Source organism: Streptococcus mitis, assembly GCF_946190115.1.
GTDB lineage: Bacteria > Bacillota > Bacilli > Lactobacillales > Streptococcaceae > Streptococcus > Streptococcus mitis_CO.
In genome coordinates this window covers 13,038-30,763 of the sequence record NZ_CAMHZG010000009.1, presented here as the reverse complement: position 1 = coordinate 30,763, position 17,726 = coordinate 13,038, and the positions used below count along the sequence as shown (strand labels likewise).

13 protein-coding genes are annotated in these 17,726 nt (G+C 39.4%); 12 read left to right on the top strand and 1 reads right to left on the bottom strand.

Annotated features, from left to right (window positions below):
* The first annotated feature begins 167 nt into the window (after window positions 1-167).
* The 10 genes from N8L90_RS06255 to adcA all read left to right on the top strand — a co-directional run bounded on the left by N8L90_RS06255 (window position 168) and on the right by adcA (window position 9,783).
* The gene (locus N8L90_RS06255; protein ID WP_261024665.1) at window positions 168-1,346 is read left to right on the top strand and encodes a ryptide export MFS transporter; all 1,179 of its coding nucleotides are present in this window, start codon (window positions 168-170) and stop codon (window positions 1,344-1,346) included.
* 368 nt (window positions 1,347-1,714) lie between these two features.
* Window positions 1,715-1,846, top strand: coding sequence for a teichoic acid D-Ala incorporation-associated protein DltX (locus tag N8L90_RS06250; protein WP_000813667.1), 132 nt, complete (start codon window positions 1,715-1,717; stop codon window positions 1,844-1,846).
* Window positions 1,847-1,866: 20 nt separating this feature from the next.
* The gene (gene dltA, locus N8L90_RS06245) at window positions 1,867-3,417 is read left to right on the top strand and encodes a D-alanine--poly(phosphoribitol) ligase subunit DltA (protein WP_261024664.1); all 1,551 of its coding nucleotides are present in this window, start codon (window positions 1,867-1,869) and stop codon (window positions 3,415-3,417) included.
* Entirely contained in the window at window positions 3,414-4,658 is a 1,245-nt protein-coding gene (gene dltB / locus N8L90_RS06240) for a D-alanyl-lipoteichoic acid biosynthesis protein DltB (RefSeq protein WP_261024662.1), read from the top strand. The genes dltA and dltB overlap by 4 nt, the downstream gene beginning before the upstream one ends.
* Before the next feature lie 13 nt (window positions 4,659-4,671).
* Window positions 4,672-4,911: a D-alanine--poly(phosphoribitol) ligase subunit DltC gene (gene dltC / locus N8L90_RS06235; RefSeq protein WP_000351967.1), complete on the top strand. Its 240-nt coding sequence runs from the start codon at window positions 4,672-4,674 to the stop codon at window positions 4,909-4,911.
* On the top strand, window positions 4,904-6,172 hold the full coding sequence (dltD, locus tag N8L90_RS06230; RefSeq protein ID WP_261024660.1) for a D-alanyl-lipoteichoic acid biosynthesis protein DltD: 1,269 nt from the start codon (window positions 4,904-4,906) through the stop codon (window positions 6,170-6,172). The genes dltC and dltD overlap by 8 nt, the downstream gene beginning before the upstream one ends.
* A 152-nt stretch (window positions 6,173-6,324) precedes the next feature.
* Window positions 6,325-6,765 (top strand): zinc-dependent transcriptional regulator AdcR, encoded by a 441-nt coding sequence (gene adcR, locus N8L90_RS06225; protein WP_001249314.1) that lies wholly within the window; start codon window positions 6,325-6,327, stop codon window positions 6,763-6,765.
* Window positions 6,765-7,469: a metal ABC transporter ATP-binding protein gene (locus N8L90_RS06220; protein WP_033678712.1), complete on the top strand. Its 705-nt coding sequence runs from the start codon at window positions 6,765-6,767 to the stop codon at window positions 7,467-7,469. The genes adcR and N8L90_RS06220 overlap by 1 nt, the downstream gene beginning before the upstream one ends.
* The gene (locus tag N8L90_RS06215) at window positions 7,462-8,268 is read left to right on the top strand and encodes a metal ABC transporter permease (RefSeq protein ID WP_000950030.1); all 807 of its coding nucleotides are present in this window, start codon (window positions 7,462-7,464) and stop codon (window positions 8,266-8,268) included. The genes N8L90_RS06220 and N8L90_RS06215 overlap by 8 nt, the downstream gene beginning before the upstream one ends.
* A gap of 9 nt (window positions 8,269-8,277) precedes the next feature.
* Window positions 8,278-9,783 carry a zinc ABC transporter substrate-binding lipoprotein AdcA gene (gene adcA / locus N8L90_RS06210; protein WP_261024659.1) on the top strand — a complete coding sequence of 502 codons (1,506 nt, stop codon included), beginning with the start codon at window positions 8,278-8,280 and terminating at the stop codon, window positions 9,781-9,783.
* Window positions 9,784-10,757: 974 nt separating this feature from the next.
* Here the strand turns inward: adcA and N8L90_RS06205 are convergent.
* Entirely contained in the window at window positions 10,758-11,615 is an 858-nt protein-coding gene (locus N8L90_RS06205) for a 5'-nucleotidase, lipoprotein e(P4) family (protein ID WP_261024656.1), read from the bottom strand.
* A gap of 259 nt (window positions 11,616-11,874) precedes the next feature.
* Between N8L90_RS06205 and N8L90_RS06200 the strand changes: the two genes are divergently transcribed.
* Together N8L90_RS06200 and N8L90_RS06195 are read left to right on the top strand one after the other, a co-directional pair.
* Window positions 11,875-12,759, top strand: a complete 885-nt coding sequence (locus N8L90_RS06200; RefSeq protein ID WP_261024711.1) for an SPFH domain-containing protein — start codon at window positions 11,875-11,877, stop codon at window positions 12,757-12,759.
* 202 nt (window positions 12,760-12,961) lie between these two features.
* The gene (locus tag N8L90_RS06195; protein WP_261024652.1) at window positions 12,962-17,530 is read left to right on the top strand and encodes a ZmpA/ZmpB/ZmpC family metallo-endopeptidase; all 4,569 of its coding nucleotides are present in this window, start codon (window positions 12,962-12,964) and stop codon (window positions 17,528-17,530) included.
* The last annotated feature ends 196 nt before the right edge of the window (window positions 17,531-17,726 follow it).

Here is a 17,726-nt window from a genome sequence, read left to right as displayed (position 1 = left end):
TTATAGATTGTTTTAGCTGATTTAAAGATGTGAGAACTAAAAACTATGGCTAAGTTGGAATGTTAAAAATTCAATTTCTGACCATCTAATCTTGTGTCAAATAGTTATCAAACAAAGTCTACTATACCATTTATCAGTTAAATATTTTTATGTTATAGGAGCGCTACATGTCTAATTCATTTATCAAGTTGTTAGTCTCTCAATTGTTTGCAAATTTAGCAGATATTTTCTTTAGAGTAACAATCATTGCTAACATATACATTATTTCAAAATCAGTAATTGCCACATCACTAGTTCCCATTTTAATAGGGATATCCTCTTTTGTTGCGAGTCTTTTAGTTCCTTTAGTTACTAAAAGGATAGCACTCAATAGGGTTTTATCTTTATCCCAATTTGGAAAGACTATATTATTGGCGATACTGGTAGGAATGTTTACCGTAATGCAATCCGTAGCGCCTTTGGTAACCTATCTATTTGTTGTGGCAATTTCAATATTAGATGGTTTTGCAGCACCTGTTTCCTATGCTATTGTGCCACGCTATGCGACCGATTTGGGTAAGGCTAATTCAGCCTTATCAATGAGTGGTGAAGCTGTTCAGTTAGTGGGTTGGGGATTAGGTGGACTCTTGTTTGCAACAATTGGTCTTTTACCTACCACGTTTATAATTTTAATGTTGTATATAATTTCTAGCTTTTTGATGTTATTTCTTCCTAAGGCTGAAGTGGAGGTGTTAGAGTCAGAAACTAATCTTGAAATTTTGCTCAAAGGTTGGAAGTTAGTTGCTAGAGATCCTAGATTAAGACTTTTTGTATCAGCAAATTTATTGGAAATTTTTTCAAATACTATTTGGGTTTCTTCCATTATACTTGTTTTTGTAACTGAGTTATTAAATAAAACGGAAAGTTACTGGGGATATTCTAATACAGCATACTCTATTGGTATTATAATTAGTGGCTTAATTGCTTTTAGGCTATCTGAAAAGTTCCTTGCTGCTAAATGGGAAAGTATTCTTTTTCCTCTTGTAGCTATGGCAATAGTGACACTGACTATTCTATATTTTCCAAACGCACAGATGTTTTTATTATTTTCAGCTTTAGTTGGTATGTTATCGCAGCTAAAAGAAGTTCCTGAAACTGTATTTCTTCAGGAAACAGTAGAGGAAAATAACTTGGTTAATGTCTATTCCGTTCTTGAAGTGATTTCGACATTAGCATTTTCAGTATTTGTTTTGCTAATGAGCTATATTACTGAGAGTTTTGGTATTAGCATCAGTTTTTGGCTATCAGCCATTTGTCTGATGATAGAAGCTATTTTAATTTATATCAGACGAGATTATTTTAAATGAGAGACTGGTTAAAAAGTCTTGAAAAATTAGAAAAGCGCATAGTATCAGGTGTTGAAATGAACTGCACCCCAAAAGTTAGATTTTTTCTGTCTAACTTTTTGGGGTCAGTACAAAAAAACTTGATATTGTGCGTTTTATTATGGAAAGCTTCCCTTCATTTTCTACTGAAATTGAGTTTTTGACCAGGAACACTCTATTTGAAATATACATAGAAAAACCGCATAATCCTTAAAATAAACTGAAATCTACTGAAAATCTACGGCAAACAATTGAAAAATTACCCTAGAAAGTGGTACAATAGTAGAAAAATACTATAGTAAGAGTCTATCTTATTTAGCAAAAATTACAGAAATGAATGGTTTTTCTTGATGAAACAGAGAAAAGAATTGTACCTCTTTCTTGGTCGGACAGCCTTGTATTTTCTTATCTTTCTGGGGCTGCTTTACTTTTTTAGCTATCTTGGCCAGGGTCAAGGAAGCTTTATCTATAATGAATTTTAACTTGAAGGAGAATTCCTATTGTGTCAAATAAACCAATAGTAGATATGATTGAAACCATTGAGCATTTTGCTCAGACACAGCCTAGCTATCCTGTTTACAATGTTTTGGGGCAGGAACATACTTATGGAGATTTGAAGGCTGATTCGGATAGTTTAGCTACAGCCATTGACCAACTAGGCTTGCCTGAGAAGTCTCCTGTGGTCGTTTTTGGTGGCCAAGAATATGAAATGTTGGCAACTTTTGTAGCCTTGACTAAGTCAGGTCATGCCTACATTCCCATTGATAGCCATTCGGCCTTGGAGCGAGTTTCAGCTATTTTAGAAGTAGCGGAGCCAAGTTTGATTATTGCCATTTCAGAATTTCCATTGGAGCAGGTTTCTACACCGATGATGACTCTAGCTCAGGTTCAAGAAGCCTTTGCTCAAGGGACTAGTTATGAGATCACGCATCCAGTCAAGGGCGATGATAACTACTACATTATCTTTACTTCTGGTACGACTGGTAAGCCTAAAGGAGTGCAGATTTCACATGATAATCTCCTCAGCTTTACCAACTGGATGATTACGGATAAGGAATTTGCGACGCCAAGTCGTCCACAAATGCTGGCTCAGCCACCTTATTCATTTGACCTGTCTGTCATGTACTGGGCACCGACCTTGGCACTTGGTGGGACGCTTTTTGCTCTTCCTGCAGCCATCACTCAGGACTTTAAGCAACTCTTTGTGACCATCTTTTCATTGCCAATCGCTATCTGGACATCAACCCCTTCTTTTGCGGATATGGCCATGTTATCAGAAGACTTTAATAGCGAGAAAATGCCTGGCATCACGCATTTCTACTTTGATGGAGAAGAATTGACGGTCAAAACGGCTCAAAAACTACGTGAGCGTTTCCCAAATGCCCGTATTATTAATGCCTACGGCCCAACAGAAGCGACAGTAGCCTTGTCAGCTGTTGCTGTGACAGATGAGATGCTAGCGACTCTCAAACGTCTACCAATCGGCTATACCAAGGCTGATTCTCCAACCTTTATCATTGACGAGGAAGGAAATAAACTGCCAAATGGCGAACAGGGAGAAATCATTGTTTCTGGACCAGCTGTTTCAAAAGGATATATGAACAATCCTGAAAAAACAGGGGAAGCTTTCTTTGAGTTTGAAGGACTGCCAGCCTATCACACAGGCGATGTGGGAACCATGACAGATGAAGGCTTGCTTCTCTACGGCGGACGCATGGACTTCCAAATTAAGTTCAACGGTTACCGCATTGAGTTAGAAGATGTCTCTCAAAATCTTAATAAGTCTCGCTATATCGAGTCTGCTGTCGCAGTACCGCGTTATAACAAGGACCACAAGGTGCAAAATCTACTGGCCTATGTCATCTTAAAAGACGGTGTTCGTGAGCAGTTTGAGCGAGATATTGATATTACCAAAGCTATCAAGGAAGATTTAACAGATATCATGATGTCCTATATGATGCCGTCTAAATTCCTTTACCGAGACAGTTTGCCACTGACTCCAAATGGAAAGATTGACATCAAAGGATTAATTAACGAGGTGAACAAGAGATGATGGAGTTCTTTCAACAGCTTCCTCATTTAGAGCCATATGGCAATCCTCAGTATTTTGTCTATGTGATTGTTGCAACCTTGCCCATCTTTATTGGCCTCTTTTTCAAGAAACGCTTTGCCTGGTATGAAGTGATGGTAAGTCTCTTCTTTATCGTCACTATGTTGGTGGGTGGGAAGACCAATCAATTAGCTGCCTTGGGTATTTACCTTTGCTGGGAAATATTGCTCCTGCTTTTCTACAAGCATTATCGAAAAAGCAAGGATGGCAAGTGGGTCTTTTACCTAGTTAGCTTTCTATCCCTCCTTCCGATTATCTTTGTTAAGGTGCAGCCAGCTATCAATGGAACGCAGTCTTTGCTTGGGTTTTTGGGTATTTCTTACCTGACCTTTCGTTCGGTTGGGATTATCATCGAGCTGAGAGATGGAGTGATTAAGGATTTTACCCTCTGGGAATTCCTTCGTTTCCTTCTCTTCATGCCAACTTTCTCGAGTGGTCCAATCGATCGCTTTAAGCGATTTAATGAAAATTATCAGACCATTCCTGAGCGGGATGAGTTGATGGATATGCTGGATGAATCTGTTCGCTATATCATGTGGGGCTTTTTGTATAAGTTTATCCTGGCTCATGTTTTAGGAGAAACCTTACTCCCTCCTCTGAAGAATCTAGCCCTGCAGTCAGGTGGCTTCTTTAACATCTATGCTTTAGCGGTTATGTATACCTTTGGTCTGGAGCTCTTCTTTGACTTTGCAGGTTACTCTATGTTTGCATTAGCCATCTCAAATTTAATGGGAATCCGTAGTCCCATCAACTTTAACAAGCCCTTTTTATCAAGGGATTTAAAAGAGTTTTGGAATCGTTGGCATATGAGTCTGTCTTTCTGGTTCCGTGACTTTGTCTTTATGCGAATGGTCATGGTATTGACCAGAAAGAAGGTCTTTAAAAATCGTAATGTAACTTCAAGTGTGGCCTACATTGTAAATATGCTGATTATGGGATTTTGGCATGGAGTGACCTGGTACTATATCGCCTATGGCCTCTTTCATGGACTGGGCTTGGTCATCAATGACGCTTGGATTCGCAAGAAAAAAACGCTCAATAAGGAACGGAAAAAAGCAGGGAAAGCTGCTCTACCTGAGAATCGCTGGATTCAGTTGCTTGGCATGGTTGTCACCTTCCATGTTGTCATGCTGTCATTCTTAATCTTTTCTGGATTCTTGAATGATTTATGGTTTAAAAAATAAAAGGAAATAAAATATGGATATCAAATCAGAAGTTATCGAAATTATTGATGAGTTGTTTATGGAAGATGTTTCTGACATGATGGATGAAGATCTTTTTGACGCAGGTGTCTTGGATAGTATGGGAACGGTTGAGTTGATTGTGGAGATTGAGAATCGTTTTGACATTCGTGTCCCTGTGACAGAGTTTGGTCGCGACGACTGGAATACAGCTAATAAAATCATAGCTGGTATTGTGGAGCTACAAAATGCTTAAACGCTTATGGATGATCTTCGGACCGGTCTTGATAGCTGGTTTGTTGGTTTTTCTGCTCATTTTCTTTTATCCTACTGAGATGCATCATAATCTAGGAGCTGAAAAGCGTTCAGCGGTGGCTACTACTATCGATAGTTTTAAGGAGCGAAGTCAAAAAGTCAGAGCACTATCTGATCCAAATATGCGTTTTGTTCCTTTCTTTGGCTCTAGTGAATGGCTTCGTTTTGACGGTGCTCATCCTGCGGTATTAGCTGAGAAATACAATCGCTCCTACCGTCCTTATCTTTTAGGACAGAGGGGAGCTGCATCGCTTAACCAGTATTTTGGAATGCAACAGATGTTGCCACAACTGGAGAATAAACAAGTTGTGTATGTTATCTCACCTCAGTGGTTCAGTAAAAATGGCTATGAGCCAGCAGCTTTTCAGCAGTATTTTAATGGAGACCAGTTGACCAGTTTTCTGGAACATCAATCTGGAGATCAGGCTAGTCAATATGCAGCGACTCGCTTACTACAGCAGTTCCCAAACGTAGCTATGAAGGATCTGGTTCAGAAGTTGGCAAGCAAAGAAGAATTGTCGACAGCAGACAATGAAATGATTGAATTATTGGCTCGGTTTAATGAACGCCAAGCTTCCTTTTTTGGTCAGTTTTCAGTTAGAGGCTATGTCAATTATGATAAGCATGTAGTTAAGTATTTAAAGACCTTGCCAGACCAGTTTTCTTATCAAGTCATAGAAGATATTGTTAAAGCAGATGCTGAAAAGAATACTTCTAATAATGATCTGGGAATGGAAAATTATTTCTATAATACGCAGATCAAGAAGGATTTGAAGAAATTAAAGGACTCTCAGAAAAGTTTTACCTATCTCAAGTCGCCAGAGTATAATGACTTGCAGTTGGTTTTAACACAGTTTTCTAAATCTAAGGTCAACCCGATTTTTATCATTCCACCTGTTAATAAAAAATGGATGGACTATGCTGGTCTACGAGAGGATATGTACCAACAAACGGTGCAGAAGATTCGCTACCAGTTAGAAAATCAAGGGTTTACCAATATAGCAGATTTTTCTAAGGACGGCGGAGAGCCTTTCTTTATGAAGGACACCATTCACCTTGGTTGGTTGGGTTGGTTGGCCTTTGACAAGGCAGTTGATCCTTTCCTATCCAATCCCACACCAGCTCCGACTTACCATCTGAATGAGCGCTTTTTCAGCAAAGATTGGGCGACTTATGATGGAGATGTCAAAGAATTTCAATAGATTATAATATAGAAGAGTTCAAGAATGAAGCCTATTTTCACGTTTTTTCTTGACTCTTTTTTTGCTTGTGATATAATTAACTGGTAAATAAAATGTCAAAGAATAGTATTTTTCTCTTAAAAAAGAGAAGTTCAAAAGGAAAGGAGTCAGATATGAGACAGCTAGCGAAGGATATCGATGGCTTTTTGAATGAGGTGATTTTACAGGCGGAAAACCAACATGAAATCCTAATAGGTCATTGCACTAGCGAGGTAGCTCTGACCAATACTCAGGAGCACATTCTCATGCTTTTGTCAGAGGAATCTTTAACAAATTCAGAGTTGGCTCGTCGTCTCAATGTCAGTCAGGCGGCAGTTACCAAGGCCATTAAGTCTTTGGTCAAGGAAGGGATGTTGGAAACATCTAAAGATCCTAAGGATGCGCGTGTGATTTTTTATCAGTTGACTGACTTGGCTCGTCCAATTGCTGAGGAGCACCACCATCACCATGAGCATACGCTTTTAACCTATGAACAAGTGGCGACTCAGTTTACTCCAAATGAACAAAAAGTGATTCAGCGGTTTTTGACTGCTTTAGTAGGAGAAATCAAATAATGAGATATATTACGGTAGAGGAGTTATCCTTCTATTATGATAAGGAGCCTGTTCTTGAACATATCAATTATAGTGTTGATAGTGGGGAATTTGTTACCTTGACAGGGGAGAATGGGGCAGCTAAGACGACACTGATCAAGGCCAGTCTTGGAATCCTTCAGCCACGCATTGGAAAGGTGACTATTTCAAAGACAAATACGCAGGGTAAGAAATTGAGAATAGCTTACCTTCCTCAACAGATTGCCAGTTTTAATGCAGGTTTTCCAAGTACGGTTTATGAATTTGTCAAGTCGGGTCGCTATCCGCGAAAAGGTTGGTTCCGTCGTTTGAATGCTCATGATGAGGAGCATATCAAGGCCAGTTTGGACTCAGTTGGTATGTGGGAACACCGAGACAAACGCTTGGGGTCTCTATCTGGGGGACAAAAGCAGCGAGCGGTGATTGCGCGTATGTTTGCTTCGGATCCAGATGTGTTTATTCTAGATGAGCCGACAACGGGGATGGATGCAGGAAGTAAAAATGAATTTTACGAACTCATGCACCACAGCGCCCATCATCATGGCAAGGCTGTTTTGATGATTACCCATGACCCTGAAGAAGTTAAGGACTACGCGGACCGCAATATTCATCTAGTCCGTAACCAAGACTCGCCATGGCGTTGTTTCAACGTTCATGAGAATGATCAGGAGGTGGGCCATGCTTAGTTTGTTATCTTATGACTTTATGCAACGTGCCTTTCTGGCCGTTATTGCCATGAGTCTTTTCTCGCCAGTATTGGGAACTTTCCTAATCTTGCGTCGTCAGAGTTTGATGAGTGATACCCTCAGCCACGTCTCGCTGTCGGGTGTAGCTTTTGGTTTGGTTCTGGGGATTTCTCCGACTATTTCAACTATTGCTATTGTCTTGATTGCGGCGGTCTTTCTGGAGTATCTCCGTACGGTTTATAAGAGCTTTATGGAAATCGGGACAGCTATCCTCATGTCAACAGGACTGGCTGTTTCTCTGATTGTTATGAGCAAGGGTAAAAGCTCTAGCTCAATGAGTTTGGACCAGTATCTTTTTGGTTCAATCGTGACTATCAGCGAAGAGCAGGTTATTTCCCTCTTTGTCATTGCGGCGGTTGTTTTGATTTTGACCTTCCTCTTCCTTCGTCCTATGTATATCTTGACCTTTGATGAGGATACGGCCTTTGTGGATGGCTTGCCAGTTCGTACCATGTCCATTCTTTTTAACATGGTGACGGGGGTGGCCATTGCCCTTATGATTCCAGCTGCGGGAGCTCTTCTGGTATCGACCATTATGGTCTTGCCAGCTAGTATTGCCCTGCGTCTGGGGAAAAACTTTAAATCGGTTATGCTGCTAGCTAGTGCTATTGGATTTTTGGGAATGGTGGCAGGACTCTACATTTCCTACTATGCAGAAACACCTGCAAGCGCAAGTATTACTATTATTTTTGTAACTGTCTTTTTACTGATCAGTTTAGTAAGACGTTTTATCAAATAGGAGACTAATGTGAAAAAAATTAGCTTATTGCTAGCCAGTCTATGTGCCTTGTTTTTAGTGGCTTGTTCCAATCAAAAACAGGCAAATGGCAAACTAAATATTGTGACAACCTTTTACCCTGTCTATGAATTTACCAAGCAAGTCGCAGGAGATACTGCTAATGTAGAACTCCTAATCGGTGCTGGTACAGAGCCTCATGAATACGAACCGTCTGCCAAGGCAGTTGCCAAAATCCAAGACGCAGATACCTTCGTTTATGAAAATGAAAACATGGAAACATGGGTCCCTAAATTGCTAGATACCTTGGATAAGAAAAAGGTGAAAACCATCAAGGCGACAGGCGATATGTTGCTCTTGCCAGGTGGTGAGGAAGAAGAGGGAGACCATGACCATGGAGAAGAAGGCCATCACCATGAGTACGATCCCCATGTTTGGTTATCACCAGTCCGTGCCATTAAACTTGTAGAGCACATCCGTGATAGCTTGTCAGCAGATTATCCTGATAAAAAAGAGACCTTTGAGAAGAATGCTGCTGCCTATATCGAAAAATTACAAGCCTTGGATAAGGCTTATGCAGAAGGCTTGTCTCAAGCCAAACAAAAGAGCTTTGTAACGCAACATGCAGCCTTTAACTATCTTGCCTTAGACTATGGACTCAAACAAGTCGCAATCTCAGGTCTCTCTCCAGATGCAGAGCCATCAGCAGCTCGCTTGGCAGAATTGACAGAGTACGTCAAGAAAAATAAAATCGCCTATATCTACTTTGAAGAAAATGCTTCACAAGCTCTTGCTAACACACTTTCAAAAGAGGCAGGTGTCAAAACAGATGTCCTTAATCCTTTAGAAAGTCTGACAGAAGAAGATACCAAGGCGGGAGAAAATTATATCTCTATCATGGAGAAAAACCTCAAAGCTTTGAAACAAACAACAGACCAAGAAGGTCCAGCTATCGAGCCTGAAAAGGCAGAGGATACCAAGACAGTCCAAAATGGTTACTTCGAAGATGCAGACGTCAAGGATCGCACCTTGAGCGACTATGCAGGCAACTGGCAATCAGTTTATCCTTTCCTTGAAGATGGAACTTTTGATCAGGTCTTTGACTACAAGGCTAAGTTGACTGGTAAGATGACTCAGGCTGAGTACAAGGCCTACTATACAAAAGGCTATCAGACAGATGTCACTAAGATCAACATCACTGATAACACTATGGAATTTGTTCAAGGTGGACAAAGTAAGAAATTCACCTACAAGTATGTTGGTAAGAAAATCTTGACTTATAAGAAAGGCAATCGTGGTGTGCGCTTCCTCTTTGAAGCGACAGATGCGGACGCTGGACAGTTCAAGTATGTTCAGTTTAGTGACCACAATATCGCCCCAGTTAAGGCAGAACATTTCCATATCTTCTTTGGAGGCACAAGCCAAGAAGCCCTCTTTGAAGAAATGGATAACTGGCCAACCTACTACCCAGATAACCTATCTGGACAAGAAATCGCCCAAGAAATGTTGGCGCATTGATGAGAAATCGACTAGTTCATAAGAGCTAGTCGGTTTTTAGATATTAGATGGCTAACTTCATTATAGACCTTTCCAGAACTTTAAAAAATAAATAAAACTCTTGAAATATCTGGGCTTATATGCTAGAATGTTGTTAGTGTATAAGGTTCATTAGAACACCAAAGCCCCTAACTATTGCCGTAGTTAAGGGCTTTTTTGACGTATCTTAGCGATTTAACGGGTGTTGATAGGCTAGTCAGTCGGTCTACTTCTTACCATATAGCCATTTGCAAACGAAATACAAGATAATTCCTGCGATGACGTCCGCTATAATAGTAAGAGCAAGCTCAGGTATAAGGCTCATTAGTTTCACCTCCTCTCACGAACCCATAGGAACGTAATCGGTAACCGATGACCAAAATAGTATACCACAATAAATTTAGACCATCAACCTTACTTAATGCTTGAAATATTAGGACTTATATGCTAGAATGTAGTTAATTGATAAGGTTCATTAGAACACCAAAGCCCCTAACTATGGCCGTAGTTAAGGGCTTTTTTTACGTATCTTAGCGATTTAACGGGTGTTGATAGGCTAGTCAGTCGGTCTACTCCTTACTATCTAGCCATCTGCAGACGAAATACAAGATAATTCCAGCTATAACATCCGCTATAATAGTAAGAGCGAGCTCTATGATAAGGCTCATTAGTTTCACCTCCTCTCACGAACCCATAGGAACGTAATCGGTAACCGATGACCAAAATAGTATACCACAATAAATTTAGATCATCAAGGGCACTTAATTCTTGAAATATCGGATCTAAGAGAAAAATCTTTAAAATCAAAAAACGTATAGTATCAGGTGTGTAAAAGTTTGATGTTATATCAATTATAAAAGTGGATAGGAAAGTTTTCTGATTATCAGAATTCCTTCCTATCCACTTTTTGAAGATTGTAAGTTAGCTTTATTTTATATAGAATCAGCTTATTTGTTTTATTTATCAAAACCTTGCAAGGCTTTTTGGCGTTCTTCTACTTGACCTTTAGCATCTAGTTTATTACCACCGTATACAGCTGATTCCCATGATCCGTACATTGGATTTGGGAAGATGATGAATTTTTCACCAAATTCTTTTTGCAATTCTTCAAGTTGTTTATCACGGTCAGATTCAGAAGTCTTAGAAAAATCTGCAAAGTCTACGAGGTTATCACCAAATAATAAAATAAGATTTGTTTTTTCTTGAACTTTTTGGCGACGACCTTCTTTGGATTTTACACCGTTTTCTAAGAACATGAGATGATCACGTCCTTGAACAGGAATTCCTTCACTTTCAAGATTTTTAATGGTGGCATCTACTTGATTAGCTGAGCGGTCAGAAATATAGTAGATTTGGACACCGTTTTGATCAGCAAACTGAAGAAAATCCTTGGCACCTGGGACAGCTTTTGCTGCAGCTTTTTGAACCCAAATATCCCAATTTTCGGGTGTAAATGCTGTACCGTCTTTAACATTTTGTACTTGATAAGGGCTATTATCTAGGACAGTTTCATCCAAGTCTAAAACGATAGAGTAAGGTTTGTCTGATTCTGTTTTGAGCAATTCCTTTAGGTGATTTGTTGCAACGTTATAACCCTGTATGTATAAAGCTTTAGTTTCAGCTGATTTTTGATACCAAAGGGTTGACATAGTGTTTTCTCTTGACCGTAGTTGGTCATATGTCAATGTAATCTGATTATCAGATGAGCTATTATTGCTTGTCTGTGTTTCTGTAGACTTTGTTGCACAACTAGCCAATAAGACGACAGAAGCAAGTGCAGAAAGGATTGTAACAGTAGTTTTTGCTGTTTTCATGAAATATCTCCTATTCATTCATTTCAATAAATAGTATAGCACGAGAGAAAAGTTAAGGCAAGTCATTCTCTGAATATGGATGAAGATTCTATAGAAGATAATGTAATGAAAAAAAGCGATTACTAACTTAAAATGTGGTTTCACCTCTAATTATTGACATTTCAGGAAAAATCGCAGTAAAAACTGCACAGCCTTCTTTAAATGTGCTATAATACAGGAAAAAATAATAATGGAGGTCACGATAATGGCAACATTTTTGATGATTTTTGTGGTGGTTTGTGTGCTCCTATTGCTGATAGTCACACTGAGTACAGTTTATGTGGTTCGTCAGCAGTCGGTGGCGATTATTGAACGCTTTGGGAAATACCAAAAGGTTGCCAATAGCGGTATTCATATTCGCTTGCCTTTTGGGATTGACTCGATTGCAGCGCGGATTCAGTTGCGCTTGTTGCAAAGCGATATTGTGGTTGAGACTAAGACCAAGGACAATGTGTTTGTTATGATGAATGTGGCGACTCAGTACCGTGTCAATGAGCAGAGCGTGACAGATGCCTACTATAAACTCATGCGTCCAGAATCTCAGATTAAATCTTATATCGAAGACGCTCTTCGTTCTTCTGTTCCCAAATTAACCTTGGATGAATTATTTGAGAAAAAAGATGAGATTGCCCTTGAAGTTCAACACCAAGTGGCGGAAGAAATGACTACTTACGGCTACATTATCGTGAAAACCTTGATTACCAAGGTCGAACCAGATGCAGAAGTTAAGCAATCCATGAATGAAATCAATGCGGCGCAACGTAAGCGGGTCGCAGCGCAAGAATTGGCGGAAGCCGATAAGATTAAAATCGTCACTGCAGCTGAAGCCGAAGCAGAAAAAGACCGCCTTCATGGTGTGGGAATTGCCCAACAGCGTAAGGCGATTGTGGATGGATTGGCAGAGTCTATCACAGAACTCAAGGAAGCAAATATTGGCATGACAGAAGAGCAAATCATGTCCATTCTTTTGACCAACCAGTATTTGGATACCTTGAATACCTTTGCCTCTAAAGGAAACCAGACTATCTTTTTACCAAATACGCCAAATGGTGTTGATGATATCCGTACACAAATCTTGTCAGCCCTTCGTGCTGAGAAGAAATAATAGACTAAAGAGCTTGGCAACAGGCTCTTTTTGTATTGCTTTTGTTAAGAAAAACAAAGAACATTGATATACATTTAAATAAAAATTATTGTATGTTGTCTCCCTCAACTTGGAATGATAAGGGAATAACTAGAAAGATTTGTGAATACAAACTATTTCTGATATACTAAATATACAGTAATAATGAATGATAGGATATGGGATGAAAGAATTTCAATTTGAGAGAAAGCAGCGTTTTTCTTTGAGAAAATATACAATAGGAGCTTGTTCGGTCTTGCTAGGAACGAGTTTATTTTTTGCTGGTATGGGTGCTCAACCTGTACAGGCTACAGAAACGACTTCAACACTAATTTCAAGTCATTATTTGGATGAGCAGGATTTATCTGAAAAGCTGAAATCTGAGTTGCAATGGTTTGAAGAAAATAAGATTGAGGTAGAAGAAGGAAAAGAATACTATTTTGTCTATCGAAAATTGGCTACAAGATTACCAGAAACAGGTCTGTTTTCTAATGATGGGATGTTTATCTTGGGAGCAGGATTATTATTGCTTTCCTTCACTTTAATCAAGAGAAAAAAGGGAGCGTCTTACTTCCTTGTGACCGTCTTTGCTGTTGGTGGCTGGGGAGCATCCATCTCTGCTTTAGAAAATCTGGTAGAATTGCAACCAGCCCTTGTTAAGAGAGTAGAAGGTCAGTTTTTACCAAGTCCTGAAACAGTCCAAGGATATGAATTTACGGGATATTATTTGGTAAGAGATAGTGCTAGTAAGGAACTTTCTGCTGATAAGGTAGAGTCGCCAGCATTATCTCAAAAGGAGGAAAGTTCAGAACCTCAATCTAAGAAGATTGTACCACAGACTACATCTCATTTTAGCTCGACTAAAGATCTTGTGCAATCTCCTCAACCATCTTACGCAGTTGAGCCTGTTTTAAATCCAACTTCTGAAAAAAGTATGAATATTGAGTATAAAAAAGTACCAGATGAAGGAATGAAAACTGTTATTGAAGACAAGCCAGAACTGGAAGTTAGGATAGGGGAGATAGAGTTTGAAACTCAATTGCAGTCTGACCCAACTCTGGCTAAGGGAGAAAAAAGAATTTCTATAGAAGGTGCCAAGGGACAAGAACGAATCTTAACAGAAGTAAGGGTTATCGATGGTGTTGTAAGACGAAATGAAGTAGGGAGAGAAGTGCTTCGTGAACCAGTTGCTCAGGTGATTTTGGTCGGGACAAAAGAGAAGGAACCTCAAGAAAATGGCATAAGCCTAGCCCCGGAAGTACAACCCACTCTCCCCTCTTATGAAGGCGGCGTTTCCGGTGAGTCCTTAGTAGAACCAACACTTTCATCTTATGAAGGTGGCGTTTCTGGTGAATCCTTGGTGGAACCGTCTCTTCCATCTTATGAAGGCGGCGTTTCTGGTGAGTCCTTAGTAGAACCACCTCTTCCATCTTATGAAGGTGGCGTTTCCGGTGAATCCTTGGTAGAACCAGCTCTTCTATCTTATGAAGGCGGTGTTTCCGGTGAATCCTTGGTAGAACCACCTCTTCCATCTTATGAAGGCGGTGTTTCCGGTGAGTCCTTAGTAGAATCAACACTTTCATCTTATGAAGGTGGCGTTTCTGGCGAATCCTTGGTGGAACCGTCTCTTCCATCTTATGAGGGCGGCGTTTCTGGTGAGTCCTTAGTAGAACCACCTCTTCCATCTTATGAGGGTGGCGTTTCCGGTGAGCCTGAGATACAGGAGGCTCTCCCAGAGTACAAAGAAGACACTCAACTTCCTCAGACCAAAGTGGAGACCAAAGCTGTTCCTTATGAAACCGTTTATGAAAAGAATGAGAAACTAGACCACGGCGTTACAAGAGTAAAAATTCCGGGTGTTGAGGGACAAGAACAAGTTACTACTACCTATACTAAAGATCAAGCAAGTGGAAATATTTCTGAGAATAAAACTGTCAAAATAGTAGTTAACAAAGTTGATCAAGTTGTAGAAGTTGGAACTAAACCGAGTGTTGAAACTACTGTCCTATCTCATAAAACGATTTACCAAGTGAATCCTACTTTGGAGTTCAGACGACAGGAAGTAGCGGTTGCAGGTCATGATGGTTCGGTGGAAACTAGGACGACTTATCAACTAGACAAGGCAACAGGTCAGGTAAGGGTGTCTGATACCACTAGACAAGTAAATTCAGCAGTCGATAAAGTGATTCAAGTTGGTAATGTGGAAAAAGTAATACAACCGATTGCTGTTACTGAGGAGCGAAGAGAGGATTCTTCACTTGCTAAAAATATGGAAAAGGTAGCCTATGAGGGTGAAGTTGGTGAGAATACACTTACTAGAACTTACGCTATCAATGAACAAACTGGTGAATTGGTTAATCCTCAAGAAGTGAGTCAAATAACAAAACCAATGAAACCGAGAGTTATTTTAGTTGGTAGTAAGGAGGATAAACCACACTTACTTCCAGCTAATAGTGAGAGAGAAGATGCTGTGGATGTGTCTGCTCTGACCACAAGCGTGAGATCAGTAGATTTCTTACATGACAGTAAACTAAAAGCACAGTTAGAGCCTACCTATGATCCTCGAGATATTATAACAAAGAGAATTGCGCTCAGAAAAACACACCCAAATATCACTGACCAAGAAGTCAAAGATATGTTGCGCACAGAGTATCTTCAAAAACTGTCAATTCAAGAAAGCTTTGATCAGACGAAGACGCAAGCTGAGTCAAGTTTCAAAAAGATAGCCTCGCATACATTGGGAATTATAGGAGATACCCCTGAAAATCGCAGCAAGGTCAAACAAGAGCTTGAGCAATACAAAGAGCAGATTTTGTTGGGACTGTCTTATATCAATCGTTTTTATAATATTCAATTTGGGGACACGAATATTCGTGATATTCTGGCCTTTAATCCAAGCTCATTTGGCAATAAGACAATGACCGCCTTGGATAGTTTGAAAAAATTAGGATCCATGTCTTATGAAGAGATGAAATTGACCAATAGTCCTCAAACATTTACAAAGTATTTATCTACTATTACAGGTAAGGCTAGTTTGAAGGAATTTTTAGACAGCAATCGCCAACTCTTTACGTCAGATGATGCGGATACCTGGCTTAAAAAATCTAGCCAAGCTATGATTGTTGAAAAACCATCTAAGGAAAATCCTTCAGCGCATGTCGGGTTGTATAGCAAGTTGACAGCTGGGGAAAAGGATCCTCGTAAACAAGAGGCTAATATGGCTGCTATTTTGGGACTTTTGAATGTGAAAGAACCAAATGTTTACGTGATTAGTAATATGGCGACAATTACTTATGGTAATATTGGTTCCTATATAGATACTTCTCTTACTCAGTCTAATCCAACTAAGTATCAGGCTGAGCTTGCTAGAGTCAAGTCTTTAATTGAAAAGGCGGCTGTACAACAAGCCAACTATGTTGATACTCTTTATCGTATAACAAAACCAGAAAATCGTGATAAGTTGCTGACAAATCGCTTGATTATTGATACGATGAAGAAATATACAAGTAATCCGAATGCCCAGATTGATAGCACTTGGTCACCAGCTACTGGTAATGGAGCTGATAAGGGAGTCGACCAATTTATGACTCCTATGAATTACTATTCTCCAGTAAGTAAGGTGGGAGCTGAGGCTAACGGATTAGGTGTCCGTTACTTTATAGATAGGGTTCTGGATGATAGAGGTTCAGCGACTTATTCTCATGAAATGACGCACTTACTAGATAGAACGGTCTTGTTTAATAATCACGGTCGTCGAGATGGTACAGGAGCAGAGTTTTATGCGCGTGGTATTTTTGAAAACTCCTATAATCCAGAAAAGGATACTTATTTCAATCTCAACTTTGTCTATGATGAAAGTGATAAGAATGGATTTTACAATAAAACACCTGATCGATTTAAAACGGCAGAAGATTTGCAATCTTACATGAAGGGAAGTTTTGATGTCCTTTATACTCTAGATTACCTAGAAGCAGAGGCAAGTAAAAGCTTATCTGCAGAAGACAAGATGAGTTATTTCAAAAAAATAATGCCGATAAATTCAACTGGAACTAGAACGCCTGTAACATATACAAACCAAGCGGTTAAAGCTACGCACAACAGTGAAAGAATCTCAGAAATCACTTTAGATGAAGCGAGAAATCTATCAGGTATTAATAGTTTAATCGATAATAATATTTTAGTGAATCGTTACATTATAAATGGATTTAACGGAAAAGGTGATATAAAAGCCAATGGATATTATTTCGTGGATATGTTTGATACCATTTATGGTGTTAGTCAAAATGACTCTGGTATGAGTGGGGATATCACCTTTAGAAAACAAGCTTTTGAATTGATGGCAGCTTTGGGCTATTATGAAGGATTTGTTCCTTATGTGTCAAATCAATATAAGCAAGAAGCAGAGGCTGAAAACAAGCCTTTATCTGATACTTACATTTTCAATAAAGTTTTGAATGGTAAGAGCTATGCTGAGTTCAAAAAAGCACAGTTCAAGGAAAGAGTAGCTAAGATTGATCAATTGAAACCTTTGACAATCCAATATGAAGGCCAGCAAATAAGTCTGACAAGTCAGAAGTTAAGTGAATTGATGCAGAAAGCTGTTAAAGAAGAACTTGCTCAAATAAAAGCAGGCAATACAACGGCTAAAAAGTTTAAATTTATCGAAACTCCAGTTCAAAAACTGAAAAAAGCGATTTATAAAGCTTATCTCAAAGATTCAGATGACTTTAGACGGTCGATTTATAATAGCTAAGACAAAAGGAACATCTCTCTGGAATGAACATTCAGAGGGGTGTTTTTTGGTTCTTGTAAGCTTCGATCTTATTTCTTGAAAATGACAGTTTGTTTGAACATGGAGTGATTTTCAGACTCCTCCACAAATTATAGAATCTTTTCTGAGGATTTAGGGAGTGATAGAGGAAGTCTTGAAAGCGCTTTTGTTTTGTGCT